Origin of the sequence: Micromonospora sp. CA-249363, from assembly GCF_050950185.1 — a bacterium.
In the GTDB taxonomy this organism is placed as follows: Bacteria; Actinomycetota; Actinomycetes; order Mycobacteriales; family Micromonosporaceae; genus Micromonospora.
Window position 1 is genome coordinate 1,277,608 of the sequence record NZ_CP192020.1, and the last position, 23,572, is coordinate 1,301,179.

Sequence of the window (23,572 nt, forward strand, 5' to 3'; positions counted from 1 at the left end):
CCGGTGGTCAGAAGAGAGTCAGGGGTTCGACGGACACCGGCTCGGGCAGCGCGTCGAGGGCCGGCACGCGGGCGCGTACCTCGTCGTGGAACCGGCGGGCGAGCCGCGGCGCGTCGGCGTTGTCCGGCGTGTGGACGAACATGGTGGGGGAGCGCCCCTCGCGCAGCCAGCCGGCGGTGACCTCGACCCAACGCTGCCACCCCTCGACGGTCCGGGTGTCGTCGTCGCGGCCCAGGTAACGCACGATCGGACGGTCGGTCAGTGCGACGGACCGCAGCGGCACCCGGGGCTTCTTCATCCAGGCGTCGCGCTCGGCGTCGCTCGTCGGCGGCCGGTTGAAGAACGCGGTGGTGTCGAAGGGGATCCACTCGGCCGACGCTGCGGTGAGGATCTCCTCAAGCAGCCGGCTCGCGCGGGGCTCGGTGAAGAACGCGGGATGGCGGACCTCCACGGCGTACCGGTGCGCACCCGGGAGTTGCGCGAGGAACCGGCCAAGCGTGGGTACGTCGGCCGGCGCGAACGAACCCGGTAGTTGGATCCAGAGGGCGTGCACGCGCGGGCCGAGCGGCTCGATCGCGTCGAGGAAGGCGCGCAGCGGCTCGCCGGCGTCGGTGAGCCGACGTTCGTGCGTGACCACCTTGGGCAGCTTGAGGACGAACCGGAAGTCGGCCTCGGTCTGCGCCGCCCAGGATGCGACGGTGTCCCTGGTCGGGGTCGCGTAGAAGGTGGTGTTGCCCTCCACGGCGTCGCACCAGCTCGCGTAGTGCCGTAGGCGCTCGCCGGACGGCAGCGAGTGCCCCGGCCACGACCGATGACTCCACATGGCGCATCCCACGTGCAGACGCATGCCGGCCCCTCCTCAGCTGTGCGGCCGCGCCCACCATATCCGGCATCTGTGCGCCCGAAACCGTCAACCACAGGTTGACGAGGTGCGACCGTCAACCTATGGTTGACGACATGACCGAGCCATTCCAGATGAGCAACTCCGTCAAGCTCGACGACCTGATCCAGGCGATCAAGAAGGCGCACACCGACGCGCTCGACCAGCTCACCGACGCGGTGATCGCCGCCGACCATCTCGGTGAGGTCGCCGACCACCTGATCGGGCACTTCGTCGACCAGGCCCGGCGCTCGGGCGCCTCCTGGACCGACATCGGCCGCAGCATGGGGGTCAGCAAGCAGGCCGCCCAGAAGCGCTTCGTGGCGAAGGGGTCCGCCGACACGGCGGCGCTCGACCCGAACGCCGGCTTCGGGAGGTTCACCCCGCGCGCCCGCAACGTGGTCATGGCCTCACAGGAGGAGGCCCGCGCCGCCGGGAATCCCGAGATCGGCCCCGCGCACCTGGTGCTCGGGCTGCTGGCGGAGCCCGACGGGCTGGCCGCCCGGGTGTTGGTCGGTCGGGGCGCCACTCCCGAGGCGGTGCGCGAGGCCGTCGCGGCCGTCCTCCCGCCGAGGGCTGACGACGTCCCCGACCTGATCCCCTACGACGCCGCCGGCAAGAAGGCGTTGGAGCTGACCTTCCGGGAAGCGCTGCGCCTCGGGCACAACTACATCGGCACCGAGCACATCCTGCTCGCCCTGCTGGAGCAGGAGGACGGGGCCGGCGTGCTCACCAACCTCGGCCTGACCAAGGAGTCCGTCGAAGGGGACCTGTCCGCCGCCCTCGCGGCCGCCGTCAAGGCGTCCGCGGCCGACGACGAGGCCCGGTAGCGGCAACAGGACCGAAGGGGCGCGCGACAGTGCGGAAAAGTCGTGCATGTCCTCGCCGGACCGCGCGTCGCCGACCCCTCGCCTAACCTCGGGTTGCCGAAGGGCGACAGGCCGGCGGAACGGGAGACACCGGAATGCGACGTGCCGACGAACGGATGTCCTGCCGGAGAGCTGGCAATCGGGGGGCGGTGGGCATCCTCGTGCTGGTCGCCGCCCTGGCCGGGATGTCGGCCTGCAGCCCGGCGGACAAGGAGGTGCTGGCGGTCCGGGCCGTCGACGGTCGGCCGGTGCTGCTGTTCGCCGAGTGCGCCGTGTTCGAAATGGAGCGGATCAGCGTCTTCACCATCGAGCCCACGCCGGCCGCGAGTTGGACCATCGACCGCGAAGGCGGCGCCGAGGTGACGAGTGTGACCGTCTTCGAACTGCCGTCGGGTTGGACGGTCGACGAGCAGACGCTGGTCGCCTTCGATCCCGCCGCCGAATACTCGGCCGCTGCCTACGGCACGCAGCGCGACGCCATCCCCGTCCACTTCACGCTGAACGAGCTGACCGCGCTCGGGCCCGGAGACGTCCTGGTCGGCGAGGCGGCCGGCAAGCGGAAGGCGGTCACCGAGACCGCCTTCCGCAAGCGGGCGGAGAAGACCTGCTGACGCCCTCGCTCAGGAGACGTCGGGGAAGCCGTAGCGCAGGGCGTGCTCCGGATCGGTCGGGTCGATCTGGCGTACGCCCGCGTCGGCGAGCCGCTTGTTGACCTCGTCGAGCTGCTCGCGGACCAGTCGGGCCTCCTCCTCGGTGACGCGGCCCCGGTGCGGCTTGCCGGCGTGCTCCAGCGTGCCGTAGTCGATCTTCTCGGCGCTCTTGCGGGCCTTGGGCGGGCGGACCCGCTCGGCCGTCTTCAACAACTGCGCCATCGGGACGTCGGTGGCCATCGCGTCGAACTCGCTCGCCGTGAGGACGACCCGTCGAGGCTCGCCGCCGCCGTGCCGGTCGTGGATCTCGACCACCGCCACGTCGAGCGCCGCGTCGTCGATGTTCTCCACCTCGCCCGGGGTGGCGTCGAGCTGCACGGGCCCGGCGACCAGGTCCGGGTGCTCCAGGACGACGACACGAACCACCTCGTCGTCCTGCTGCAGAACGGTTCCGGTGAAGTCGGAGACGTGGATCGTCTTCTTGCCCATGCGCGGAGCTTCTCCTGTCGTAGGCCGGGTGCCGGACCTGGAAGAAATTACCCGACAGGTGTGCGAAAGCCGGCGCTGGTCCTCCTGCGGTGTGTCGTCGCCGACGCCGTTCCCGGCCGGTGCCGCGCCGGTGCGTTCAGCGCCGGTTGAGGCCGTGTCGGCCGGAGCCGGCCGGCAACTCGTTCAGCGCCGCCCAGGGCAGCCCGCCCGTCGCCCGGATCGCCCGGTACCGCGCCTGCGTCGGAGCGTCCGCGACGGCCCCCTCCGTGCGCCAGAGTCGGGCGGGGTGCTGGTGGAAGCGGTCCTTCGGCGGAATCGACATGCGAATACCGTCGCAGAGAAAGGTGTCGAGGTATGGAAATACCTATGACGGTCGATGTGGCGAGCTGATTCCCGGATCTCGGGCAGCGTCCCACGCTCGCGATGGCCCGCCCGGTCGGGCCGCCCAGGCGTACGGTGATCACGACGTGTGGGGTGACGGGGAGGTGCGCATGCTCGACCGGCGGCTGCAACTGCACCTCGCCTCCTGGCTCGGCCAGTGGCCGGCCGCGTCCGGGCTGCACGTCGTCGCCTCGCATCGGCGGGCCCTGCCGGCCTGGGACGGCCGACTGCGTCCGGCCCTCGCCGTGGACACCGGTCAGAGCGCGGTGCTCTCCGTCGCGCCGGACCGTGTCGCCGCGATCCGGGCGTTGGCCGAGCGAGCGCCGCAGCGGATGCTCGCGGCGCTGCCGGAGGCCGTCGGACACCCCGCCTTCTGCCTGCACGACGGCCCCTTCCGCTGGACTCTCTCGCCCGCGCCCCTGCCCGACGTGGGGGAGTGGATCACGCCGACGACGCCCGGGCTGCCGCCCTGGCTTCGGCTGTTCGACCGGCCGGTGCTCGTGGTACGCGATGCCGACGGCGCCTACCTGGCCGGCGCCGCCATCAAGCGCCACGACGCGTTCGGGCACGAGTTGGCCGTCGGTACGGTGCCGGCGGCTCGCGGTCGGGGTCTCGCGCGTCGGCTGGTGGCGCAGGCGGCGCGGCGGGTCCTCGACGAGGGCGCGGTGCCGACGTACCTGCACGAGAGGGACAACCACGCCTCGGCCCGGGTCGCGGAGGCGGCGGGCTTTCCGGACCGGGGTTGGCGGGCGTACGGGGTCTATCCGCGCTGAGGTGGATTCAGTGCGCGGACCGTGGATCCCGGGCCGGATCCACGGTCCGCAACCTGCCCCCAGGCCCCGGTTCTCGGGTGGTCGGCCGCGTCACCGACGCGCCGACCCGATATCGATCACGCTACGTATCGAAACTGCAAGCTGCAAGATGCGAGGTGTCGAGTCGGAGTGTCGAATTGTGGACTTGACCTGCGAAGAAGCACGGGATCGCTGGTGATCCGATCAGTGACGCAGCGTGCGGATGAGGTCGACAACCTGTCGCGTCACCGGGCGGAGTACCCGTAGCCGCGACAACGCCACCAGCCGGTCGATCAGCGGCACCGCGCCGTCGATCAACTGCCGGGTCTTGACCTGGCCGGGTGAGCGGTCGTGCACCCAGTAGAGGATGACGCCCATGTATGCCAGCCAGAGCAACTCCGGCAGCTGAGGACGCAACTCCGCGTCCACCTTGGCGGTCGAGCCGGTCAGCGCCTCGGCGAACAGGTCGATCGCCGCCAGCCGAGGCCCGGACGACTCCGCGGAGAACGGGCTGAGGGGAGAGGTCGGCTCCGCCGCGGTCTTGAAGAAGGTCGCCGCGAACTCGTGCGACGGGGTCAGCACGTCAACGCCGGCGTGCAGCACCCCGGCCAGCCGCGCCCCGAATGCCTCCTCCCGGTCGAGCACCGGCTGGGCCCTGGCCCGGTGCTCGGCCTGGGACTGCGCGTAGAACTCCTGGATCAGGTGATCCTTCGAGCCGAAGTAGTAGTAGGCGTTGCCCACTGCCACGCCGGCCTCCTGCGCGATCGCCCGCATGGTCGTCTGGGCGTAGCCGCGCTCGCGGAACAGGCGCATCGCGGTGTCCCGGATGAGCTGCCGGGTCTGCTCGCCCCGGGCGGTCGCAGGTTCACCCGCAGTGGTCGTCGGCGCAGGTTGCTCGGTCATCGAGGTCACGGTATCCCGACGGCTCGTCGAACGGCTCGGCCCACGGATCGCGGACCCGCTCCCGGATGGCGGAGGCGGCCGTCACCACCCGCCGGGCCAGCGGCAACAGGTGCGGCTGCGACAGCCGCTCCGCCGCCGACCGGTGGTCGGCCAGCGCCCAGAGGCAGGCGAACCACGCGCCGTCGCCCGCGTACACGGCGCCGTCATCGGCCACGACGGTCAGGTCACGCAGCGTCGCGTCGTGGTCCAGGCCGGGGAAGCGCCGCCGGGCCTCGGCCGATCCGGCCGGCACGAACTCCAGGGGTACGAGTTGGGCGCGCGACGCGAGCCACCGACGCGCGGCCCGACAGAGCGGGCAGCTCGCGTCGAACAGGACGGTGAATGCCCGGATCCCACCACCCCCGAACGCGGTGGGATCCGGAGTCTGGGGGGACCCGGCGGCCGGTACGGCGGTCATCGGCTGGCGGATCCGGGGCCCGGCCCGTCCACGCCGGGCTGCGGGGCGGGTGGTTGTGGCCCGGTCGGGTAGGGGGTGGCCGGGTAGGCGACGGTCGGCTGGGGTCCGGCGGGGTGTGGGCCGTGGGGTGCGGGTGGCACGGGGAGCCGGCCGATCGGCGCGATGGGCGGGTGCGTGGCGAGCTGGCGGAGCCGGTTGCGGCGGTAGCGGCCCAGTGCGAACACGTTGAAGAAGTGCAGCGCGCCGAGCACCAGTAGCACCAGGCCGATCTTGAGCGACAGTTCCTCCATCGCCTGGCTCGTCGAGCCGACCGACTCGCCATGCTTCATGGCGACCGTGACGTAGCCGAGGTTGAGCAGGTAGAACCCCACCACGAGGAGGCTGTTCACCGCTGCGGCGAGCCGTTCGTCGGCGAACACCTCCTCGAGAAAGACCAGCCCGTTGCGGGACAGCGCTCGCGCCACCCAGATGGTGAGGCCGATGCTGACCGCCAGATAGACCAGGTACATCCAGACCTTCATGTCCATGCGGACGCCTCCCTTGAACATGTTCAACTGCTGGCGGTCTCAGCGTAGGCGAGTAATTGAACGTGTTCAAGATAGGGGTGACGCTCGACTGTGGTCGCTGTCGCTCAGCCCGCCAGGCCCAGCGCCTCGGCCGCCGCCCGGCCGTTGGCGTGGCTCGCGCCGTACGTGGTGACGAACGCCCGTGCGCCGGACGGTCGCCACGTCCCCGGCCAACCCATCTCCACGACGGTCACCGGATGGGCGGCGGCCAGCGCGTCGATCAGTTCCGGGCCGCCGGCCAGCCGATGCAGATGCCGCCCGACCAGCACGATCGGCCGATCCCCGGCCAACTCGCGGACGGCCGCCTGATCGGTCTCGGCGGCCACGACGCGGATCTCGCGTCCACCGTCGAGGTGCGGGCCGAGACCCCACGGCACCCGACCCTCGGCCATCGTGGACTCGGTGTGCAACTGCACCACCAGCGGCTGGTCCAGGCCGGTGAGCAGCCCCTCCACCCGCACCGCCCGGCGCGCCGCCGCGTACCCCAGATCGGGGTCGGGGGTGGCCGACGACCGGCCGGCGGCCCGGGTCCAGGCGGCGAGCGCGGCGGCGCGGCCGGCCGCCTCCTCCACCCGGGCGATCGGCAGCCAACCGTCGGCGGTCGCCTCGACGATCTCGGCCGCGACCCGCTCGACCAGGGCGGCGTCGACCTGTGCGCCGATGCAGAGCAGGTCGGCGCCGGCCGACAGCGCCCGCACGGCGGCCGGCCCCACGCCTCCGGCGGCCACCGCCGCGCCCTTCATCTCCAGGGCGTCGGTGATCACGGTGCCGGTGAAGCCGTACTCGGCGCGCAGCAGATCGACCAGGACGGCCCGGCTGAAGGTGGCCGGGCCGTCGCCGGTCAGCGCCGGCACCCGGATGTGCGCGGTCATCACGGCCTGCGTGCCGGCCGCGACGACCGCGGCGAACGGCGGCAGGTCGCGCTGGCGGAGCAGTTCCAGCGGTACGTCCACCGTGGGCAGCTCGTGGTGGGAGTCGGTGACTGTCGCGCCGTGTCCGGGGAAGTGCTTGGCGCAGGCGGCCACACCGGCGGCCTGGAGGCCGCTGACGGCGGCGGCCGAGTGCGAGGCCACCCGCAGCGGGTCGGCGCCGAACGAGCGGGTGCCGATCACCGGGTTGTCGTCGGCGGTGTTCACGTCGACCGTGGGGGCCAGGTTGACGGTGACGCCCAGCGCGGCCAGTTCGGCGCCGATCGACTGGTAGACCCGGCGGGTGAGCGCCACGTCGCCGACCGCGCCGAGGGCGGCGTTACCGGGGTACGGGCTGCCGGTGGCGTGGGCCAGCCGGGTCACGTCGCCCCCCTCCTCGTCGATGGCGATCAGCACGTCCGACCGGCCGGCGCGCAGCGCCGCCGTGCTCGCCGCCACCTGCGCGGGGTCGTGCACGTTCGTGCCGAACAGGGTGTGCCCGGCCAGCCCGTCGGCCACCAGGGCGACCGCCCACTCGGGTGGGACCGCTCCCGGATACGCGGCGAGCAACGTGCCCAGCGCGAGCCGGCGCAGTCCTGGATCGAGCCCCACGAGATCTCCCCCTTCACTTCCCGTGGATACGAACGTGTACCCGCGGTGGTCGTCGCCCTGCCGGGTTGGCGGAGCACTCTGCCTCCGGGTGGCCGTTACGCTACGGCTACCCGTTCGCAGGTCGGTTTACAGTTAGCAAAGTTTACTAAAACTAGAGGACGTGGCATGAGTGCGACCCGGCTGCCCGGTACCCCCCGCCTGTTGCGGGCGCTCAACGACCGAGCGGCGCTGGAACTGCTCCTCGAGCGTGGGCCGCTCACCCGGGCCCGGCTCGGCGAGCTGACCGGCCTGTCCAAGGTCACCGCCTCGCAGCTCGTCGAGCGCCTGGAGGAGCGTGGCCTGGTCAGCCGGGTCGGCGAGCAGGCCGGCGGGCGGGGGCCGAACGCCCAGCTCTACGCCGTACGCGCGAGCAGCGCGCACGTCGTCGGGGTGGACGTCGGGCCGGACCGGGTGGTGGCCGCCTGCGCCGACATCACCGGCGCCGTCATCGGCCGGGTGGAGCAGTCGACGCGGGACACCGACGATCCGGTGGGAGTGGTGCACAACGCCGTGGTGCAGGCCGCGAGCAGCGCCCAGGCGCAGCTCAGCAGCGTACGACGGATCGTGCTCGGTACGCCCGGCCTCGTCGATCCGCAGAGCGGCGACATCACCTTCGCGTTCAACCTGCCGCGTTGGCACAGCGGTCTGCTGGCCGCGCTGCGGGACGACCTGCACACCCCGGTGGTCTTCGAGAACGACGTCAACCTGGCGGCAGTGGCCGAGGCGCAGTCCGGCGCCGCGCAGGGCGTGGCGGACTTCGTCCTGGTCTGGGTGGGCGCCGGTGTCGGCCTGGCGATCATGTTGGGCGGGCGGCTGCACCACGGCAGCAGCGGAGCGGCGGGCGAGATCGGCTACCTGCCGGTGCCCGGCGCGCCCATCCCGCGCGATGTCTCGCGGCGCGCCAAGCCCGCCTTCCAGCAGGTGGTCGGCGGTGACTCGGTACGCGCGGTGGCCCGTGAGCACGGTTTCTCCGCACCGGATGCCGCCAGCGCGGTGCGTGCGGCGGTCGCGGGCGGTGCGGCCGGTGGCCCGATGCTCGACGAGTTGGCTCGTCGGCTCGCGCTCGGGGTGGCCAGCACCTGCGTGGTGCTCGACCCGCCGTTGGTCGTGCTGGCCGGCGAGGTCGGCCAGGCCGGTGGTACGGCGCTCGCCGACCGGGTGCAGCGGGAGGTCGCGGCGATCACCCTGGTCCGGCCGCGGGTGGTGCCCACCGGCCTCACCGAGGAGCCGATCCTGCGCGGTGCCCTGCGTACCGCGTTGAACGCCGTCCGTGACGAGGTGTTCGGCTCCACCGTCGGCTGAGCCCGCCCGGGCGGTCATGTGAAGGAATATTTCACCGCTGACCGCCCGGCTGCAAGCTCTTGCCGCCTAGGTGTCGGCCCCTCAGTTCAGGTCGCGGCGGCGGAAGGCGGCGAACGCCAGCACGGTCAACCCGCCGGCGACCACGAGCAGCACCGCCAACGACGGTCGCCAGGTGAGGATGTAGAAACCCTGGCAGGACATGTCGCTGAAGTTGTCCCGACAGAGCTGGGCATCCCAGATCCGCGCCTCGCCGTTGAGCCACGCCCCGAGGTACGTCGAGAGCATCATCTGTTCCGGTCGCCGGGCGTCCACGATCGCCAGCACCAGCCGGGCACCCAGCTCCCACACCACCGCGTACGCCGCCACCGCGCCGAGCGCCGCCGACGTGTGCCGACCCAACGTCGCGATGGCGAAGCCCGTCGCGGTGGCCAGCAGCACCAGCACCAGGCCGCGACCGTGGACCGCGCCCAGCGAGCGCCAGAAGTCACCGTCGAGCTGACCGGCCAGGCCGGCGGTCTGCCCGATCACCCAGAAGGTGGCCAGATAGACCACCGAGGCCACCACCGCCAGCGCCAACACGCCGCCCAGCAGGGTGCCCAGCTTCGTGCCCAGCACCGTCAGCCGACGTGGCCGCCACAGCAGCAGGTTCACCACCCCACCGGAGTTCAGGTCCGCCCCGATGTACGAGGCGCCGACCAGGAACCCGAACAGCACCAGGAACGTGATGAGGAAGAACAGCAGCGGGCGGGCCTGGTCGGCGAAGGTGAACACCCCCGACAGGTAGTCGGACGCGATCGGCAGCCGGTCCTGCTGGGCCGGGTCCATGTCGGAACAGTCGGCGGACAGTTTGTCGCGCATGTCGGGCGTCGAGATCCTGTCCTGCCGCGCCAGGCACTCCTGGTAGTTGACCTCCATGCTCCGCCGCGCCTCGATGGCCTCCTGGCGCGCCGAGGAGAGCTCGTGGGCGCTCGGCCGGTGCGACCCGGCCAGGGCGGTCGCGGCCGTGACGCCGAACGCCAACACCAGCAGGACGACCATGAGCTGCACGAAGCGGCGTGCGGCGAGGCGCTCCAACTCGGCCCGGACCAGGTTCACGCGTCCACTCCCCGTACGTCGAGATCGATCACCGGCGCGCCGTCGGCGCCCACCGGTCGCGCCGCCTCGTCGACCTGGCGGGGCACCGAGGGATGCTCGCCGGCCCCGGTCAACTCCAGGAAGACGCTCTCCAGGTCGGGTCGCAGCGGCGTCAGCTCGGCGACCCACAGATCCTGCTCGCCGAGGACGCGGCTGATGACCGTCGGGTCGGTCGTCCCGCTCACCACCAGCGACTCGCCCTCGACGGCGGTCGTCAGCTCCGCCGCGCGCAGCAGATCGGCGGCGCGCTCCGGTTCGGCCACCCGGACCAGGAACTCGTGCCGGTCGTGACCCGCCAGCACCTCGTCCACCCGACCGGCCGCCACCCGCCGCCCTCGCGAGATGATCGTGACGTGGTCGCAGATCAGTTGGATCTCGCCCAGGATGTGGCTGGACACCAGCACCGTCACCCCCGCCGCGGCGAGTGACCGCATCAGGTCGCGCATCTCCCGGATGCCGGCCGGATCGAGGCCGTTCGCCGGCTCGTCGAGGATGAGCAGCCGCGGGTCCTTCAGCAGCGCGGACGCCACCGCGAGGCGCTGCTTCATGCCCAGCGAGTAGCTCTTCACCCGATCGTCGCCCCGGTCGCGCAGGCCCACCAGATCCAGCGCCTCGTCCACCCGCGAGATCGGCACCCCGCCGGCGCGGGCCAGCAGCCGCAGCGTACGACGACCGGTGAAGTTGCCGAAGAACTGCGGACTCTCCACGATGGCGCCGACCTGCCCCGCCACCCGGGGCAGCAGCTGCGGAGACGGCTCGCCGAGCACGGCCATCCGCCCGCTGTCGGCGCGGACCAGCCCCAGCAGGGCGCGCAGCGTGGTGGTCTTGCCGGAGCCGTTGGGCCCCAGGAAGCCGTGGATCTGCCCGGCCTCGACCAGCAGGTCGAAGCCGTCGACCGCCACCCTCTTACCGTTGCGCACACTGCGGAAGGTCTTGCGCAGACCCTCGATCTCGATGACCGCGCTCATCCGCGCGGCGCCAAACCTCGACCGGGCATGGGCCGTCCCTGGGGTGTGGTGATCAACGACACGGTGCCCCACCCTATGGCCAGAGCGCCGCCCATGGGGGGCACGCCACTCCTGCGTGGTTGGATGGGCAGGTGACTGGTGACCTGATCCCCGGCGCTGCCGGCGCCGCGCCTGCCGCCGCACCCGTGGACCCGGATCTGGTGGTCAGCCTCGACAGCGTGGGCGTACGCCGCTCCGACAACGCCCTGTTGCAGGACCTGACCTGGCGCGTCGAGCTGGATGAGCGCTGGGTGGTGCTCGGCCCCAACGGTGCGGGCAAGACGACCCTGCTCAATTTGGCCGCCGGCCGGCTGCACCCCACCACCGGCGTCGCGTACGTCCTCGGTGAGCGGATCGGCCGCACCGACGTCAACGAGTTGCAGACCCGCATCGGGCTCGCCACGGCCGCGCTCGCCGCCCGGGTGCCGGCCGACGAGCAGGTCAGCGACGTCGTGGTCACCGCAGCCTGGTCGGTGGTCGGCCGCTGGCGGGAGAGCTACGAGCACGGCGATGTGGCGCGGGCGCGTGCGCTGCTCAGCCAACTCGGTGTCGGCAACCTCGCCGAGCGCCGCTACGGCACCCTCTCCGACGGCGAACGCAAGCGCGTGCAGATCGCCCGGGCGCTGATGACCGACCCGGAGCTGCTGCTGCTCGACGAGCCCACCGCCGGTCTCGATCTCGGCGGCCGCGAGGACCTGGTCGGCCGGCTGGCCGAGCTGGCGTACGACCCGGACGCCCCCGCCATGGTGCTCGTCACCCACCACGTGGAGGAGATCCCGCCCGGGTTCACCCACGCGCTGCTGCTGCGCGAGGGCGCGGTCGTCGCCCAGGGCCTGCTCGCCGAGACGCTGACCGGCGACAACCTCTCCAAGACCTTCGGTCTGCCGCTGGTGGTCGAACGCTCCGGCGACCGCTACACCGCGCGCGCCGCCTGAACGGCTGACCATGTCGCAGACCCGCGTGGTGGTGGTGGGCAGCGCCAACATGGACCTGGTCGCGATGGCCCCCTCGCTGCCCAGGCCGGGCCAGACCATGCTCGGCACCGACTTCGTGATGGTGCCCGGCGGCAAGGGCGCCAACCAGGCCATCGCCGCCGTCCGGGCCGGCGCCACCTGCACCTTCCTGGGCGCGATCGGCTCCGACGCGTTCGGCGTGACGCTCCGCGCGCGCATCACGGCGGCCGGCGTGGATACCGATCACCTTCGGGTGGTGTACGGCACGTCCGGCGTGGCGCTCGTGATGGTCAACGGGCAGGGGGAGAACGCCATCGTGGTCACCCCGGGTGCGAACGACGCGCTGGTGGGCCTCACCGACGAGGAGTTGGCCACGGTGGCCGGGGCGGACGTCCTGGTCGCCCAGTTGGAGATCCCGGTGCAGACGGTGACCGCCGCGGCGCTGGCCGCCCGCGCCGCCGGCACCCGGGTCATCCTCAACGCCGCACCCGCCCGGGAACTCCCACCGGAACTGTTCGACGCGGTGGACCTGCTCGTCGTCAACGAGGGCGAGGCGCAGGCGTACACCGGCCGGGGCCGGGAGGAGCCGAGGGCGCTGCTCGACCTGGTGCCCCGCGCGGTGCTCACCCTCGGCGCCGCCGGCGCCTGGTACGTCGACCGGGAGGGCGCCGAGGTGCACGTGCCCGCCGTCGGAGTCGACGTGGTCGACTCCACGGCGGCCGGCGACGCGTTCACCGCCGCGCTGGCGGTCGGCTGGGGCGAGGGGCGGGACGTCGTCGACGCCGTACGCTGGGCGGCGGCGGCCGGCGCGGCCTGCGTACGCAAGCTCGGCGCCTCGGTGGCACTGCCGCAGCGGGCCGAGATCGACGCGTTGTACGCGCCGGGCTGACCCGTCGTCGACCTGCCCGGCCACGTCAGGCCGGCCGGCCGGTGCCGGTCCGAAAGGCCCGCCGGTACGCCGACGGCGACGTCAGCATGATCCGTCCGAAGTGGTGGCGGTAGGTGACCGGGGTGTCGAAGCCCACCGCGCCGGCAACCTGTTCGATCGCGGCGTCGGTCTCCTCCAGCAGCGCCAGACTGGCCCGAACCCGCTGGTCGATGATCCACCGGATCGGGCTGGTCCCGGTGGCTCGGGTGAAGTGCCGCAGATAGGTGCGCGGTGACATGTGTGCCCGCTTGGCGAGGCGGGCGATGCTCAGCGGCTCGGCGAGGTGTGCGAGCGCCCAGTCGATGCTGGCGGTGATCCGGTCGTCGTCCGGGTCAGCGGTCACCGGCGCCTCGACGAACTGGGCCTGTCCGCCGTCGCGGTGCGGAGGGATGACCAACCGGCGGGCGACCGCGTTGGCGATCGCCGCGCCGTGGTCGCGCCGCACCACGTGCACGCTGAGATCGAGCCCGGCGGCACTGCCGGCGCTGGTGAGCAGGTCGCCGTCGTCGAGGTAGAGCACGTTCGGGTCCACCTCGACGCGCGGGTACCGCCGTGCCAGCAGCTCCGCGTACCGCCAGTGGGTGGTGGCCCGTCGCCCGTCCAGCAGCCCGGCGCCGGCCAGCGCGAACGCGCCCGAACAGATCGACATGATCCGGGCGCCGCGAGCGTGCGCCGTCCGCAGCGCGGCCACCAGCGCGGGCGATGGGTCGGCCGCCACGTCCGGCACGCCGGGCACGATCACCGTCCGCGCCGCCGCGAGCTCCGCCAGGCTGTACGGGGTGTGCAGGCTGACTCCGCCGACCACCGGCACCGGCCCCGGCTCCTCGGCGCAGATCACCAGGTCGTACCAGTCGACGTCGAACTCGGGGCGGGGCAGCCCGAAGACCTCGGTGACGATGCCGGTCTCGAACACCGACATCCCCGGGTACGCGAGCACCGCGACGCGGTGACCGGCGGCCGGCTGTCGGGGTGCCGGCAGCGGGCGCGGACGGGCGCTCACCCCACTGTTCGACATGGCGGGATGTTAGCGCAGGACGTCGTTTCCGCCACTCGCCCGGCCCGCCCGGCCCGGCCACGATCAGTGGCATGACCTTCACCTTCGCTGTCCCGCCGGCCGCTCCGGATGCCGCAGCCGCCCACTTCCTCGCCCGACTCAGCTTCCAGACCGATGTCAGCGACGTGCACGCCGACCTGGCCGCCCGTACGCCCGGACTCGTGGTGGTCGACTCCCGGGGGGTGGCCGCGTGGGCGCAGGGCCGCCTGCCGGGAGCGGTGCACCTGCCCACCGCCGAGATCGCCGCCCGGGCACCCGAGAAGATCCCGGCCGGCGCGGCGGTGGTCACCTACTGCTGGGGGCCGGGCTGCAACGGCGCGACCCGGGCGGCGCTGGAGTTCGCCCGGCTCGGCATTCCGGTCAAGGAGATGCTCGGCGGATTCGAGTACTGGGTACGGGAGGGGCTGCCGGTGGAGACCGACAGCGGCCTGACCCGACGCCCCGTGGACGACCTCACCGCACCGACGACGGCAACCTGCGACTGCTGAGCCGGTCGCGGCGCGGGTCAGTCGGCGGTCTCGTCGCTCAGCTTCTCGCCCCGTCGCCGCAGCATCCCGAGGCCGGGGATGCCGGCCACGGCGAGTTTCAGATCACGGGTGACGTCCAGCAGGTCGTGCAGGTCGGGACCCACCCGGTCCAGCGTCGCGAGGATCGGCAGGATGTCGGCGGTCAGGTGCTCCTTGAGCTTGGGCAACTCGTCGATCAGGTGGATCGCCGCCGTGATCTCCTCGTGGCTCAACTCCTCCACGAACCTGCCGGTCATCGGCGCGGCCCGCCGCAGCGCCGGCTCATACGCCGCCAGCAGTTCGGCAGCGGTGGCCGCGGCCTGCGCGGCCGTCTCCACGGTGACCGCGGCGTTGCCGGCCACCGCGTCGGCCTCGGTGACCAGCGCGCCCGCGAGGCGCGCGACCTTGTCGGCCTCGTTCACCACCACGGCGGCGGCCGCGGCAACCTCGGTGGCCGTGTCGACGGCGGTGGTCGCGGCGGCGCTGATCACCGCCACCTCACGGACTGCCGCCTCGGCGTCGGTGAGCACCTCATCGGTCCGGTCCAGCGTCGTCCCGATCCGGTCGACCACGCCGTTGATCCTGGTCAGCAGCGCCTCCACCCCGTCCAGCACCGCGAACGCGCGGGCGGGGACTGCGGCGAACGAGGCGGCCGAGCCGAGCGCCTGGTCGAGGGCGGAGCGGGTCAGGCCGACCATCGCGGTGGGGGTGGGGAGGGGAAGTGCCATGGGACCAAGTGTGCGTCGGTCCTGCCACAACCGCTCGTTCGCGGCCGCCGGCCCGGTCCGATGCGGGGCGCTCGGCGGTAGGGTGCCGGCATGTCGGCCGCACCGCCGCGCCACCCACCGAGCACCCGGATCGCCGTCCTGCTCGCCGTGCTCGCGGCGGTCACCGCCGCACTCGGCAGCGCGGTGCTGGTACGCGCCGACGCAGGCCTCAGCGTGCGGCACCTCACCGTCGACGGTGTGCCGATGACCGAGGTACGCGTCGGCCCGCCGACCCCGGACGCCCGGCGACCCGGCGTGGTGATCGCACACGGCTTCGCCGGCTCGGCCCGGCTGATGCGCCCGATCGCCGACACCGTCGCCCGTCGCGGAGCGGTCGCGCTGCTGTTCGACTTCGCGGGGCACGGCGCGAACCCGGCCGGACTGGGTACCGATACGTCGTCCCCGACGCTCGCCGCCGAGCTGGACATCGCCGTCGGACACCTACGTGCCCAGCCGGACGTGGACCCGACCCAGATCATGCTGGTCGGCCACTCGATGGGCGCGGGCGCGGTCACCCGGTACGCGGCCGGGCATCCCGAGATCGCCCGGACGGTGGCGATATCGCTGCCCGAGGCCGGCGAACTGCCCCCGGGGCGGCCGACCGAACTGCTGCTGATCGTGGGCGGCGCGGAGTTCCCCGGGTTCCGGCGAGCAGCCGACGACGCCGTACGGCGGGGCGCGACGGTGGGTCGCCGGCCCGCTGTCGTGGTGCCGGGGGTGGAGCACATCTCGGTGCTCTTCGCCCCGCGTACCCACGAGGAGATCGCCCGCTGGCTGCCCAGCGTGGACGGGGACGCCCCGCCCCGCCCGCTCGCCCGTCTCACCGGCGCGGCTCTGCTCGTGGTCGCGTTCGCCGTCGGACTGGTCCCGCTGGCGGCGCTGCTCCTGGGCCGGCGGGCCGCCGCCGTGCCCGCTGCCCGCCGACGCGTCCCCGGGGGACCGGCGCTGCGGGGTCCCGTCCTGCTCGGGTTGGCCGTCGTCGCGAGCGGTCTCGCCACGGCCGCCGCGGCGATCCTGCCGACCAGTCGGCTTCCGCTCGCGGTCGGTGGCTACGTCACCGGCTTCCTGCTGGTCACCGGCCTCCTGACGATGGGCGGTCACCGCTGGCTGCCCGCCGTGACACGTGCGCCGGGAATGACCGACGAGCCGGTCGGCAGGCGGACAGCGGCACGGACCACCGGCGCGGCGCTGGCGCTGACGGCGTACGCCATCCTGGCCGTGGCGCTTCCGATCCACCTCGGACTGACCTCGGCGTGGCCGGTCGGCGCCCGCTGGTGGCTGCTTCCGCTGGTGCTGGGTGCGTGCCTGCTGTTCCTGCTGGGCGTGGAGCTGGTCGCGGCCGGCCGGACGTGGCGTCGGCTGCTGGTCGTCGCGGTCACCGTGGTCGTGCTGAGCACGGCAGCGGTGGTGGGCCTGGCGCCGGGATTCGTGCTGCTGGTGGTGCCGCTGTTCGCCGTACTGCTCGGCTGGCACGTGCTGTGGGCCGCCGTGCTGCGCCGGTACGCGCCCCCGCGTTGGCTGCCGGCAGTCGTCGGCGCAGCCCTGCTGGGCTGGCCGATCGCCACCACCCTGCCGTTGACCTGACCTGACCTGACCTGCCCTGGGGCTGGGCTCTAGCGGGTGGCGCGGGCGACGCGCAGCGCCCACCAGATAAGTGGCACCTGCATCGGCACCCGGCCGTAGGCGATCGCCCGCCTCGCCGGCCGCCGGTGCCGCCAGTCGACCGCCATCTTCACGTTGGCCGGCAGTACGGCGACGAACAGCGCGGCGGCGGCTCGCCCACCGGTCCGCCGGGTGGCGGGGTGCGCCACCGCCGCAGCCACCGCCAGTTCGGCGACCCCACTGGCGTACGTCCAGAAGCGGGCCGGACCGGGCAGCGTACGAGGCACGATCGGGTCGTAGTAGCCGGGACGCAGCAGATGGGTGACGCCGGCCGCGGCGAGCAGCCCGGCCAAGCCGACGGCCTCGCCGTGTCGGGTGGTCATCGATGGTCCCCCTGCTGTTCGACGGCGCGCTGCACGGCCCGGTAGATCTGCCCGAACCGTAGCGCGTCCGGCGTGCGCAGGAGCATGTGCTCCTGACCGTGGTGCTGCACCCAGAGCTCGTGCACGTGGCTGCCCCGCTCGTACGAACGGTCCAGCCAGCCGAGGGGAATCTCCAGGAAAGGAGCCAGCGCCACCGCCCCCACCGCGCAGGCCGCGAGAATGATCAACGCCAGCTGCCAGTTGCCCCGGTCCTGTGCCGACCACGCCAGCGACACCACACAGACCAGCGCCACGAGGGGCGGCAGCGACAGCAGCAGGACCAGCACGCCGCGACCCAGCACCCGGCCGCGTACGGCGAGGGTCTTCGGCCCCCGTTCGTGCCAGACGAACGTCACGTCGGGCAGGGCGATCACCTGACCGCCCGCCCGGATCGACTCGGAGGTCACCTGCACCGCGTCGTCCCGGTAATAGAGGGTCATCACTAAGCCTAACCACCGCAAGGCAACCCCACCCCGAGCCCGCCCCGCCCCGGCCCCACCCCACCCCCACCCCGCCGATCTTGCACTTTCTGCTGCGACATAAGGGGCATAGCAGCCCGTATTGACAACAGAAACTGCAAGATCGGCGGGATGGGGGGCGGGGCCGCGGCGGGCGCGGGATGGGGGGCGGGGGCGGGGCGGGAGCGGGAGGGGTGGGGCTGCGGTTAGCGGCGGGCGGCGGGGCGGGCGGGTTGCGTCGCCTCCATGGCGCGTTGGACCGCCCGGTAGATCTGGCCGAAGCGCAGCGCGTCGCCGGTGCGCAGCAGCCGTACCGGCTGCCCCCGCCAGCGGGCCCAGATCTCCAGTTGGCGGCTGCCCCTGGCGTACGAACGGTCCAGGTGTTCGAAGAGGAAGTCGGCGACCGGGCCGACGGCCAGCCCGACCAGCACCGAGGCGCCCACGATCGCGATCGTGACGGTGGGTGAGCGGTGCAGCCAGACGGCCACGCCGATGCCGATCACCGCAGCGACCAGCGGACCGGCCAGGGCGGCGCCGATCGCGCCCCGCCCGGCGAGCACCCGCCAGGAGCGGCTGCCACGGCGGTGCCAGACCATGGTGATCTCGGTCAGCGGGTAGGTGCGCCCGTCGACCTGGACGGCGCTGGAGGTGACCCGTACCGACCTGTCGTCGTAGAAAGTGATCATGGCTGGACTCCCGCCCGAGGGGCTGACACCACAGTACTTACCCCAACGAGCCGGGTCGTAAGGTTGGCACGCGACTTCGACGAGGAAGTGAGGGCAGCGTGGGCGAGTTCGTTCGGCTGGAGACCACTGACGGCATCGGCACCATCCGGCTGGAGCGGCCACCGATGAACGCGCTCAACACCCAGGTGCAGGAGGAGTTGCGCGCCGCGGCCACGGCGGCCACCGTCGATCCCGAGGTCCGTGCCGTCATCGTGTACGGCGGGGAGAAGGTCTTCGCCGCCGGGGCGGACATCAAGCAGATGGCCGACATGTCCTACGTGGACATGGCGGACCGGGCTGCTGCCCTGTCCAGCGCGCTCGGCGCGATCGCCCGCATCCCGAAGCCGGTGGTGGCGGCGATCACCGGGTACGCGCTCGGCGGCGGCTGCGAGCTGGCGCTGGCCTGTGACTGGCGGGTGGTCGCCGAGGACGCCAAGCTCGGCCAGCCGGAGATCAAGCTGGGCATCATTCCCGGCGCGGGCGGTACGCAGCGGCTGGCCCGTCTCGTGGGTCCGGCGCGGGCAAAGGATCTGATCATGTCCGGGCGGATGGTGGACGCCCAGGAGGCGCTGCGGATCGGTCTCGCCGACCGGGTCGTACCGGCCGCGGAGGTGTACGACGCGGCCGTCGCGCTCGTCACGCCGTACCTCACGGGGCCTGTGCAGGCCCTGCGCGCCGCGAAGCTGGCGGTCGACGGCGGCCTGGACATGGACCTCAACTCGGGCCTGGCCTGGGAGAGTCAGCTCTTCGCGGCACTGTTCGCGACCGACGACCGGCGCGAGGGCATGACCGCGTTCGTCGAGAAGCGCAAGCCGGACTTCACCGGCCGCTGACGGCCGGGCCGACGGCGACCCGAGGACGGTTCACATTCTGCCTACCGGCCAGTAACGTGTGACGTCGGCCATGGGCGACGAGAAGGAGCGGCGATGACGGAGCGGATCGAAGGTCACGGCGGGGAACTGGCACTCGCGGTGTTGCGGGCGCACGGGGTGCGGGAGATGTTCACCCTCTCCGGTGGCCACGTCTTTCCGCTCTACGACGCCGCCCACAAGACCGACTTCCCGATCTACGACGTCCGGCACGAGCAGTCGGCGGTCTTCGCGGCCGAGGCGGTGGCGAAGCTCCAGCGCCGTCCCGGCCTCGCCGTGCTCACCGCCGGGCCCGGTGTCACCAACGGCATCTCCGGCATGACCAGCGCCTTCTTCAACGCTTCCCCGGTGCTGGTGCTCGGTGGCCGCGCGCCCGCCTTTCGGTGGGGTTCGGGCAGCCTCCAGGAGATGGACCACCTGCCGCTGGTCGCCCCGGTCACCAAGCACGCCGAGACGGTGTTCAGCACCGACGACATCCCGCGCGCGGTGGGCGCCGCCCTCACGGCCGCGCTGACCCCGCACCGCGGCCCGGTTTTCCTCGACTTCCCGCTGGAGACGGTCTTCTCGGTCGCCGACGCGGACCTGCCCGCGCCGGCCGGCGTGGACGCCGTCGAACCGGACCCGGACGAGGTCAGCCGGGCCGCCACGCTGATCGCCGGCGCGCAACGCCCGGTCATCATCGCCGGCTCGGACGTGTACGCCGGTGACGCGGTGGCCGCGCTGCGCGAGGCCGCCGAGGCGTTGCAGGTGCCGGTGTTCACCAACGGGATGGGCCGTGGCTCGCTGCCGCCGGAGCATCCGCTCGCCTTCGCCAAGGCCCGCCGCGCCGCGCTCTCCGGCGCCGACGTCGTCGTGGTGGTCGGCACGCCGTTGGACTTCCGGCTCAGCTTCGGCGACTTCGGTGACGCCAAGGTGGTGCACATCGTCGACGCGCCCAGCCAGCGCGCCACGCACGTGCAACCGGCCGTGGCTTCCGCCGGCGACCTGCGCCTGATCCTCTCGGCCCTGGCCGATCACGCCGGCGACCGTACCGACCACACCGACTGGATCGCCGACCTGCGGGTCGCCGAGGACGCCGCGAAGGCCCGGGACGCCGCCGAGATGGCCGCCGAGACCGACCCGATCCGGCCGGCCCGGATCTACGGCGAGCTGCGCCGGGCGCTGGCCCCGGACGCCATCACCATCGGTGACGGTGGTGACTTCGTGTCGTACGCCGGGCGCTACCTGGAGCCGTCGCAGCCCGGCACCTGGCTCGACCCGGGCCCGTACGGCTGCCTGGGCACCGGCATGGGCTACGCGATGGGCGCCCGGGTCAGCCACCCGGACCGGCAGATCTGCGTGCTGATGGGCGACGGCGCGGCCGGATTCTCGCTGATGGACGTCGAGTCGCTGGTCCGCCAGAAGCTGCCCGTCGTGATCGTCGTCGGCAACAACGGCATCTGGGGCCTGGAGAAGCACCCGATGCGGGCCATGTACGGCTACGACGTCGCCGCCGACCTCCAGCCGGAGCTGCGCTACGACAGGGTGGTCAGCGCCCTGGGCGGCGCGGGGGAGACGGTCGCGAAGGCAGCCGACCTCGCGCCGGCACTGCAACGGGCCTTCGACTCCGGTGTGCCGTACCTGGTCAACGTGCTCACCGACCCGACCGACGCGTACCCCCGCTCGTCGAACCTGGCCTGACTCGCACCTGCCGCCGCCGTCGCTCCCCAGGGAGCGACGGCGGCGCTGTCACACCTCCGGGCGGTCGCCCTCACGGGGCGGCTCGCCGTCGCGGCGGCGCAGATCGTCCTCGCGCCGGCGCAGGTCCTCCTCCCAGCGGCGGAAGAGCTCCTCGTCGTGCTGCTTGGCGCGCTCCTGCACGGAGCGCAGGAACTCCGGGTCGTCGTCGGGAGCGACGGGCCGGGGGCGCTGCCGCTCGGGCGAGCCGACGCCACCCGGCCAACCCTTGCGGGCGCCGGGGCTGGCCTCCCGGCCGGCGACGAACCAGCCGATCGAGCCGATCAGCGGGAAGAACAAGATGATCAGCACCCAGACGATCCGGGGCAGGGAACGGATCTGACCCTCCTCGGCGGAGAGACAGCTGATCAGCGCGCAGACGGCGAGAACGATCTGCACCAGGAAGAGGAGTACGCCAAGCCGGGCCATGCACCCATCATGGCGCACCGTTTCCTCTCACCCCAGTCCGCGAAGCACCAGCAGCACTCCCAGCAGCGCGAGCCCGACCGTGCCCAGCGCGACCAGCGGCAGCGTCCGGCCGCCGGTACGGGCCGGCCCGGTGCCGGTGGCACGCGGCCAGCAGAGCGTCAGCAGGGCGCCCCACACCAGCACCGTGACGCCGGCGACCAGCACCCCGGCGCGGTCTCCGGTCGACGCGAGACGGACGGCGAGCACGGTCACCACCGTCGCCGTGAGCAGGGTGCGCCGCCAGGCCAGGCGGGTCCGTTCCGGTTGCAGACCCGGATCGCGTCCGTCGCTCACCGTTCCCCGACAGCTCGGGCCAGGACCGCGAGCACCAGCAGGACGGCCCCCGCGCCCACGGCGAGGGCGAGGACGGCGGGGAAGCGGGAGGCGGGCAGCTCCTGGCCGAGCCGGATGGCGCGTTCGGTACGCGCCCAGTGGTCCACGGCGCGGATGGCGACGGTGCCGCCGAGCAGCAGCAGCGCGACCGCGATGACCTCCCGCAGATGGCTCATCGGCAGGGGCGGCAGGAACTGCGCGGCGGCCAGCCCGCCACCGACCAGCGCGAGACCGGTGCGCAGCCAGGCGAGGAAGGTCCGCTCGTTGGCGAGGGAGAACCGGTAGTCCGGCGTCTCACCGACGGCGCGCGCCTCCGCCGGATCGAACCAGCGCCTGATCGCTTCCCACACGCTGGGAGATTATCCGCTTCCCCGGAGCCTTAGCCTGGTCCGGTGACCGATCTTGATGTGAACATCCTGCGCGCCGCGTACGACAACCAGCTCCGCCCGGAGATCCCCGACCCGGTCCCGGCCGGCGTGACCGTCGAACGCGACGGTCCGCTCGTGCGGATCACCGGGCTCGACGCGGGCGGCTTCCTCACCTACCGCGACCTGGGCGGGCTGACCGGCGACGCGCTGGACGAGCTGATCGCCCGGCAGGTGGAGCTGTTCCGCGAGCGCGGCCAGTCGGTGGAGTGGAAGCTCAACGAGCACGACGAGCCGGCCGACCTGGCGGACCGGCTGCGGGCCGCCGGCTTCGTGCCCGAGGACCGGGAGACCGTCGTGGTCGGGCCGGTCGCGCCGCTGGCCGCCGCGCTGCCGGTGACCCCCGAGGAGGTACGCCTGCGTGAGGTGACCTCCCGCGCGGATCTGGAGCGGATCGCCGCCATGGAGGAGGAGGTCTGGCAGGCCGACCGCTCGCACCTGGTGACGGGCCTGGCCAAGGAGATCGACGCCGACCCGACCTCGATCACGGTGGTGGTGGCCGAGGCGGACGGGACGGTGGTGAGCGCCGGCTGGGTACGGTTCCCGGCGAACACCGGCTTCGCCACCCTCTGGGGCGGCTCGACCCTGCCGCAGTGGCGTCGCAAGGGCATCTACCGAGCGTTGGTCAACTACCGGGCGCGGCTGGCCGAGCAGCGGGGTCGGACGCTCGTGCAGGTCGACTGTTCCGAGGACAGCAGGCCGATCCTCCAGCGACTCGGACTCGTAGCCGTCACCACCACCACGCCGTACGTCTACACTCCGTGATCATGGAGCAGCGGTTGACGGACGAGGAGCGCCTGACCCTCAAGACGGGCGCGTTCGGCGCGGTCTTCCTGGTCTCGAACGCCGACCCGGGGATGCTGGGCGTGATCCGCGAGAGCGTGGCCGCCTCGGGCGCGCTGGCCGTCGCGAGCGGCGTGGTCAAGGAGGCGCTGACCACCGGCCCGCTGCCCCGCCTGCCCCGGGACTCCCAGTTGGAGATCGAGTCGGTGGTGCTGCCGGCGCTGGGCCGGGCGGTACGGATCCTGCGGGAGAAGTCGCCGGCCGACGTCGAGGCGTACCGGTCGGTGGTGCTGACCGCGGCGGACCGGGTGGCCCGCGCGCACGACGGGGTGGCCCCGGCCGAGGCCGCCGCCATCGAGCAGATCCGCGGCGCGCTGGCCGAGTCCGTCTGACCTGCGCCGCGCCGGTGACCTGTGTCACTCTGTGTGCCCGTCGGCGGTAACCTACTGGCAGGTAACATTGGCCGCGTGGGCAACTGCACAGCAGCCCGCGGTTGACCGGGCGTCGACCGACACGCGAGGCTGCGGCCCAGACCGGGCGAGCCAATCGCAACACCACACAGGAGGGTCGTCGAA

29 protein-coding genes are annotated in these 23,572 nt (G+C 72.8%); 12 read left to right on the forward strand and 17 right to left on the reverse strand.

What is annotated here, in order from left to right:
* Positions 1–7 precede the first annotated feature (7 nt).
* Complete coding sequence (locus ACQPZK_RS06045; protein WP_433539121.1) at positions 8–823, reverse strand: DUF72 domain-containing protein; 816 nt, start codon at positions 821–823, stop codon at positions 8–10.
* 134 nt (positions 824–957) lie between these two features.
* Here ACQPZK_RS06045 and ACQPZK_RS06050 point away from each other — a divergent pair, with 134 nt between their 5' ends.
* Entirely contained in the window at positions 958–1,710 is a 753-nt protein-coding gene (locus ACQPZK_RS06050) for a Clp protease N-terminal domain-containing protein (RefSeq protein ID WP_433537341.1), read from the forward strand.
* 188 nt (positions 1,711–1,898) lie between these two features.
* Positions 1,899–2,360 (forward strand): hypothetical protein, encoded by a 462-nt coding sequence (locus ACQPZK_RS06055; protein ID WP_433537342.1) that lies wholly within the window; start codon positions 1,899–1,901, stop codon positions 2,358–2,360.
* Between the two features lie 9 nt (positions 2,361–2,369).
* On the opposite strand, the gene ACQPZK_RS06060 is transcribed toward ACQPZK_RS06055, so the two are convergent.
* Entirely contained in the window at positions 2,370–2,888 is a 519-nt protein-coding gene (locus ACQPZK_RS06060; RefSeq protein ID WP_030331132.1) for a hypothetical protein, read from the reverse strand.
* A 136-nt stretch (positions 2,889–3,024) separates the two neighbouring features.
* Positions 3,025–3,210: a DNA repair protein gene (locus tag ACQPZK_RS06065; protein ID WP_433537343.1), complete on the reverse strand. Its 186-nt coding sequence runs from the start codon at positions 3,208–3,210 to the stop codon at positions 3,025–3,027.
* A 169-nt stretch (positions 3,211–3,379) separates the two neighbouring features.
* Here ACQPZK_RS06065 and ACQPZK_RS06070 point away from each other — a divergent pair, with 169 nt between their 5' ends.
* Entirely contained in the window at positions 3,380–4,042 is a 663-nt protein-coding gene (locus ACQPZK_RS06070; RefSeq protein ID WP_433537344.1) for a GNAT family N-acetyltransferase, read from the forward strand.
* Positions 4,043–4,264: 222 nt separating this feature from the next.
* Here the strand turns inward: ACQPZK_RS06070 and ACQPZK_RS06075 are convergent, their stop codons facing one another.
* The 4 genes from ACQPZK_RS06075 to ACQPZK_RS06090 form a co-directional block, all read right to left on the reverse strand.
* Positions 4,265–4,963, reverse strand: coding sequence for a TetR family transcriptional regulator (locus ACQPZK_RS06075; protein WP_433537345.1), 699 nt, complete (start codon positions 4,961–4,963; stop codon positions 4,265–4,267).
* The gene (locus ACQPZK_RS06080) at positions 4,926–5,420 is read right to left on the reverse strand and encodes a thiol-disulfide oxidoreductase DCC family protein (RefSeq protein WP_433537346.1); all 495 of its coding nucleotides are present in this window, start codon (positions 5,418–5,420) and stop codon (positions 4,926–4,928) included. The genes ACQPZK_RS06075 and ACQPZK_RS06080 overlap by 38 nt, the downstream gene beginning before the upstream one ends.
* Positions 5,417–5,947: a hypothetical protein gene (locus tag ACQPZK_RS06085; protein WP_433537347.1), complete on the reverse strand. Its 531-nt coding sequence runs from the start codon at positions 5,945–5,947 to the stop codon at positions 5,417–5,419. Before ACQPZK_RS06085 ends, ACQPZK_RS06080 begins: the two co-directional genes overlap by 4 nt.
* A gap of 104 nt (positions 5,948–6,051) precedes the next feature.
* Positions 6,052–7,506: a glycoside hydrolase family 3 protein gene (locus ACQPZK_RS06090; RefSeq protein ID WP_433537348.1), complete on the reverse strand. Its 1,455-nt coding sequence runs from the start codon at positions 7,504–7,506 to the stop codon at positions 6,052–6,054.
* Positions 7,507–7,671: 165 nt separating this feature from the next.
* Between ACQPZK_RS06090 and ACQPZK_RS06095 the strand changes: the two genes are divergently transcribed.
* Entirely contained in the window at positions 7,672–8,847 is a 1,176-nt protein-coding gene (locus ACQPZK_RS06095) for an ROK family transcriptional regulator (RefSeq protein ID WP_433537349.1), read from the forward strand.
* 81 nt (positions 8,848–8,928) lie between these two features.
* On the opposite strand, the gene ACQPZK_RS06100 is transcribed toward ACQPZK_RS06095, so the two are convergent.
* On the reverse strand, positions 8,929–9,942 hold the full coding sequence (locus ACQPZK_RS06100; protein WP_433537350.1) for an ABC transporter permease subunit: 1,014 nt from the start codon (positions 9,940–9,942) through the stop codon (positions 8,929–8,931).
* Complete coding sequence (locus tag ACQPZK_RS06105) at positions 9,939–10,949, reverse strand: ABC transporter ATP-binding protein (RefSeq protein ID WP_433537351.1); 1,011 nt, start codon at positions 10,947–10,949, stop codon at positions 9,939–9,941. Before ACQPZK_RS06105 ends, ACQPZK_RS06100 begins: the two co-directional genes overlap by 4 nt.
* A 131-nt stretch (positions 10,950–11,080) precedes the next feature.
* Here ACQPZK_RS06105 and ACQPZK_RS06110 point away from each other — a divergent pair, with 131 nt between their 5' ends.
* Together ACQPZK_RS06110 and ACQPZK_RS06115 are read left to right on the forward strand one after the other, a co-directional pair.
* Positions 11,081–11,923: an ABC transporter ATP-binding protein gene (locus tag ACQPZK_RS06110; RefSeq protein ID WP_433537352.1), complete on the forward strand. Its 843-nt coding sequence runs from the start codon at positions 11,081–11,083 to the stop codon at positions 11,921–11,923.
* A 10-nt stretch (positions 11,924–11,933) separates the two neighbouring features.
* A complete protein-coding gene (locus tag ACQPZK_RS06115; RefSeq protein ID WP_433537353.1) occupies positions 11,934–12,830 on the forward strand; it encodes a ribokinase in 897 nt (298 codons plus the stop codon).
* Positions 12,831–12,855: 25 nt separating this feature from the next.
* Here ACQPZK_RS06115 and ACQPZK_RS06120 read toward each other — a convergent pair whose 3' ends face one another.
* A complete protein-coding gene (locus ACQPZK_RS06120; RefSeq protein WP_433539122.1) occupies positions 12,856–13,788 on the reverse strand; it encodes a helix-turn-helix domain-containing protein in 933 nt (310 codons plus the stop codon).
* Positions 13,789–13,955: 167 nt separating this feature from the next.
* On the opposite strand from ACQPZK_RS06120, the gene ACQPZK_RS06125 reads away from it, so the two are divergent.
* Positions 13,956–14,411 carry a rhodanese-like domain-containing protein gene (locus ACQPZK_RS06125; protein WP_433537354.1) on the forward strand — a complete coding sequence of 152 codons (456 nt, stop codon included), beginning with the start codon at positions 13,956–13,958 and terminating at the stop codon, positions 14,409–14,411.
* A gap of 17 nt (positions 14,412–14,428) precedes the next feature.
* On the opposite strand, the gene ACQPZK_RS06130 is transcribed toward ACQPZK_RS06125, so the two are convergent.
* Positions 14,429–15,157, reverse strand: coding sequence for a hypothetical protein (locus tag ACQPZK_RS06130; RefSeq protein ID WP_433537355.1), 729 nt, complete (start codon positions 15,155–15,157; stop codon positions 14,429–14,431).
* Positions 15,158–15,247: 90 nt separating this feature from the next.
* Between ACQPZK_RS06130 and ACQPZK_RS06135 the strand changes: the two genes are divergently transcribed.
* Entirely contained in the window at positions 15,248–16,780 is a 1,533-nt protein-coding gene (locus ACQPZK_RS06135) for an alpha/beta hydrolase (RefSeq protein ID WP_433537356.1), read from the forward strand.
* 29 nt (positions 16,781–16,809) lie between these two features.
* Here ACQPZK_RS06135 and ACQPZK_RS06140 read toward each other — a convergent pair whose 3' ends face one another.
* The 3 genes from ACQPZK_RS06140 to ACQPZK_RS06150 form a co-directional block, all read right to left on the reverse strand.
* Positions 16,810–17,181, reverse strand: a complete 372-nt coding sequence (locus ACQPZK_RS06140; RefSeq protein WP_433537357.1) for a hypothetical protein — start codon at positions 17,179–17,181, stop codon at positions 16,810–16,812.
* Positions 17,178–17,660 carry a DUF6232 family protein gene (locus tag ACQPZK_RS06145; protein WP_433537358.1) on the reverse strand — a complete coding sequence of 161 codons (483 nt, stop codon included), beginning with the start codon at positions 17,658–17,660 and terminating at the stop codon, positions 17,178–17,180. Before ACQPZK_RS06145 ends, ACQPZK_RS06140 begins: the two co-directional genes overlap by 4 nt.
* A 224-nt stretch (positions 17,661–17,884) precedes the next feature.
* Complete coding sequence (locus ACQPZK_RS06150) at positions 17,885–18,364, reverse strand: DUF6232 family protein (protein ID WP_433537359.1); 480 nt, start codon at positions 18,362–18,364, stop codon at positions 17,885–17,887.
* A 98-nt stretch (positions 18,365–18,462) separates the two neighbouring features.
* On the opposite strand from ACQPZK_RS06150, the gene ACQPZK_RS06155 reads away from it, so the two are divergent.
* A complete protein-coding gene (locus ACQPZK_RS06155; protein ID WP_433537360.1) occupies positions 18,463–19,236 on the forward strand; it encodes an enoyl-CoA hydratase/isomerase family protein in 774 nt (257 codons plus the stop codon).
* 93 nt (positions 19,237–19,329) lie between these two features.
* Positions 19,330–20,952 (forward strand): acetolactate synthase, encoded by a 1,623-nt coding sequence (locus ACQPZK_RS06160; protein ID WP_433537361.1) that lies wholly within the window; start codon positions 19,330–19,332, stop codon positions 20,950–20,952.
* 48 nt (positions 20,953–21,000) lie between these two features.
* Here ACQPZK_RS06160 and ACQPZK_RS06165 read toward each other — a convergent pair whose 3' ends face one another.
* Genes ACQPZK_RS06165 through ACQPZK_RS06175 form a run of 3 tightly spaced genes read right to left on the reverse strand, consistent with a single transcriptional unit; the run spans position 21,001 to position 22,139 of the window.
* Positions 21,001–21,417: a PLD nuclease N-terminal domain-containing protein gene (locus ACQPZK_RS06165; RefSeq protein WP_433537362.1), complete on the reverse strand. Its 417-nt coding sequence runs from the start codon at positions 21,415–21,417 to the stop codon at positions 21,001–21,003.
* A gap of 27 nt (positions 21,418–21,444) precedes the next feature.
* A complete protein-coding gene (locus ACQPZK_RS06170) occupies positions 21,445–21,750 on the reverse strand; it encodes a DUF202 domain-containing protein (RefSeq protein WP_433537363.1) in 306 nt (101 codons plus the stop codon).
* Positions 21,747–22,139, reverse strand: coding sequence for a YidH family protein (locus ACQPZK_RS06175; RefSeq protein ID WP_433537364.1), 393 nt, complete (start codon positions 22,137–22,139; stop codon positions 21,747–21,749). The genes ACQPZK_RS06170 and ACQPZK_RS06175 overlap by 4 nt, the downstream gene beginning before the upstream one ends.
* Before the next feature lie 42 nt (positions 22,140–22,181).
* On the opposite strand from ACQPZK_RS06175, the gene ACQPZK_RS06180 reads away from it, so the two are divergent.
* On the forward strand, positions 22,182–22,979 hold the full coding sequence (locus ACQPZK_RS06180) for a GNAT family N-acetyltransferase (protein ID WP_433537365.1): 798 nt from the start codon (positions 22,182–22,184) through the stop codon (positions 22,977–22,979).
* A gap of 2 nt (positions 22,980–22,981) precedes the next feature.
* On the forward strand, positions 22,982–23,389 hold the full coding sequence (locus tag ACQPZK_RS06185; RefSeq protein ID WP_433537366.1) for a hypothetical protein: 408 nt from the start codon (positions 22,982–22,984) through the stop codon (positions 23,387–23,389).
* Positions 23,390–23,572 lie beyond the last annotated feature (183 nt).

What these genes read in the sequence shown, in the direction of transcription:
- ACQPZK_RS06045 (WP_433539121.1), bottom strand. Translation starts at nt 823, where the DNA reads ATGTGGAGTCATCGGTCGTGGCCGGGGCACTCGCTGCCGTCCGGCGAG.
- ACQPZK_RS06050 (WP_433537341.1), top strand. Translation starts at nt 958, where the DNA reads ATGACCGAGCCATTCCAGATGAGCAACTCCGTCAAGCTCGACGACCTG.
- ACQPZK_RS06060 (WP_030331132.1), bottom strand. Translation starts at nt 2,888, where the DNA reads ATGGGCAAGAAGACGATCCACGTCTCCGACTTCACCGGAACCGTTCTG.
- ACQPZK_RS06065 (WP_433537343.1), bottom strand. Translation starts at nt 3,210, where the DNA reads ATGTCGATTCCGCCGAAGGACCGCTTCCACCAGCACCCCGCCCGACTC.
- ACQPZK_RS06070 (WP_433537344.1), top strand. Translation starts at nt 3,380, where the DNA reads ATGCTCGACCGGCGGCTGCAACTGCACCTCGCCTCCTGGCTCGGCCAG.
- ACQPZK_RS06075 (WP_433537345.1), bottom strand. Translation starts at nt 4,963, where the DNA reads ATGACCGAGCAACCTGCGCCGACGACCACTGCGGGTGAACCTGCGACC.
- ACQPZK_RS06080 (WP_433537346.1), bottom strand. Translation starts at nt 5,420, where the DNA reads ATGACCGCCGTACCGGCCGCCGGGTCCCCCCAGACTCCGGATCCCACC.
- ACQPZK_RS06085 (WP_433537347.1), bottom strand. Translation starts at nt 5,947, where the DNA reads ATGGACATGAAGGTCTGGATGTACCTGGTCTATCTGGCGGTCAGCATC.
- ACQPZK_RS06095 (WP_433537349.1), top strand. Translation starts at nt 7,672, where the DNA reads ATGAGTGCGACCCGGCTGCCCGGTACCCCCCGCCTGTTGCGGGCGCTC.
- ACQPZK_RS06105 (WP_433537351.1), bottom strand. Translation starts at nt 10,949, where the DNA reads ATGAGCGCGGTCATCGAGATCGAGGGTCTGCGCAAGACCTTCCGCAGT.
- ACQPZK_RS06115 (WP_433537353.1), top strand. Translation starts at nt 11,934, where the DNA reads ATGTCGCAGACCCGCGTGGTGGTGGTGGGCAGCGCCAACATGGACCTG.
- ACQPZK_RS06120 (WP_433539122.1), bottom strand. Translation starts at nt 13,788, where the DNA reads ATGTCGGTGTTCGAGACCGGCATCGTCACCGAGGTCTTCGGGCTGCCC.
- ACQPZK_RS06125 (WP_433537354.1), top strand. Translation starts at nt 13,956, where the DNA reads ATGACCTTCACCTTCGCTGTCCCGCCGGCCGCTCCGGATGCCGCAGCC.
- ACQPZK_RS06130 (WP_433537355.1), bottom strand. Translation starts at nt 15,157, where the DNA reads ATGGCACTTCCCCTCCCCACCCCCACCGCGATGGTCGGCCTGACCCGC.
- ACQPZK_RS06135 (WP_433537356.1), top strand. Translation starts at nt 15,248, where the DNA reads ATGTCGGCCGCACCGCCGCGCCACCCACCGAGCACCCGGATCGCCGTC.
- ACQPZK_RS06140 (WP_433537357.1), bottom strand. Translation starts at nt 17,181, where the DNA reads ATGACCACCCGACACGGCGAGGCCGTCGGCTTGGCCGGGCTGCTCGCC.
- ACQPZK_RS06145 (WP_433537358.1), bottom strand. Translation starts at nt 17,660, where the DNA reads ATGACCCTCTATTACCGGGACGACGCGGTGCAGGTGACCTCCGAGTCG.
- ACQPZK_RS06150 (WP_433537359.1), bottom strand. Translation starts at nt 18,364, where the DNA reads ATGATCACTTTCTACGACGACAGGTCGGTACGGGTCACCTCCAGCGCC.
- ACQPZK_RS06160 (WP_433537361.1), top strand. Translation starts at nt 19,330, where the DNA reads ATGACGGAGCGGATCGAAGGTCACGGCGGGGAACTGGCACTCGCGGTG.
- ACQPZK_RS06165 (WP_433537362.1), bottom strand. Translation starts at nt 21,417, where the DNA reads ATGGCCCGGCTTGGCGTACTCCTCTTCCTGGTGCAGATCGTTCTCGCC.
- ACQPZK_RS06185 (WP_433537366.1), top strand. Translation starts at nt 22,982, where the DNA reads ATGGAGCAGCGGTTGACGGACGAGGAGCGCCTGACCCTCAAGACGGGC.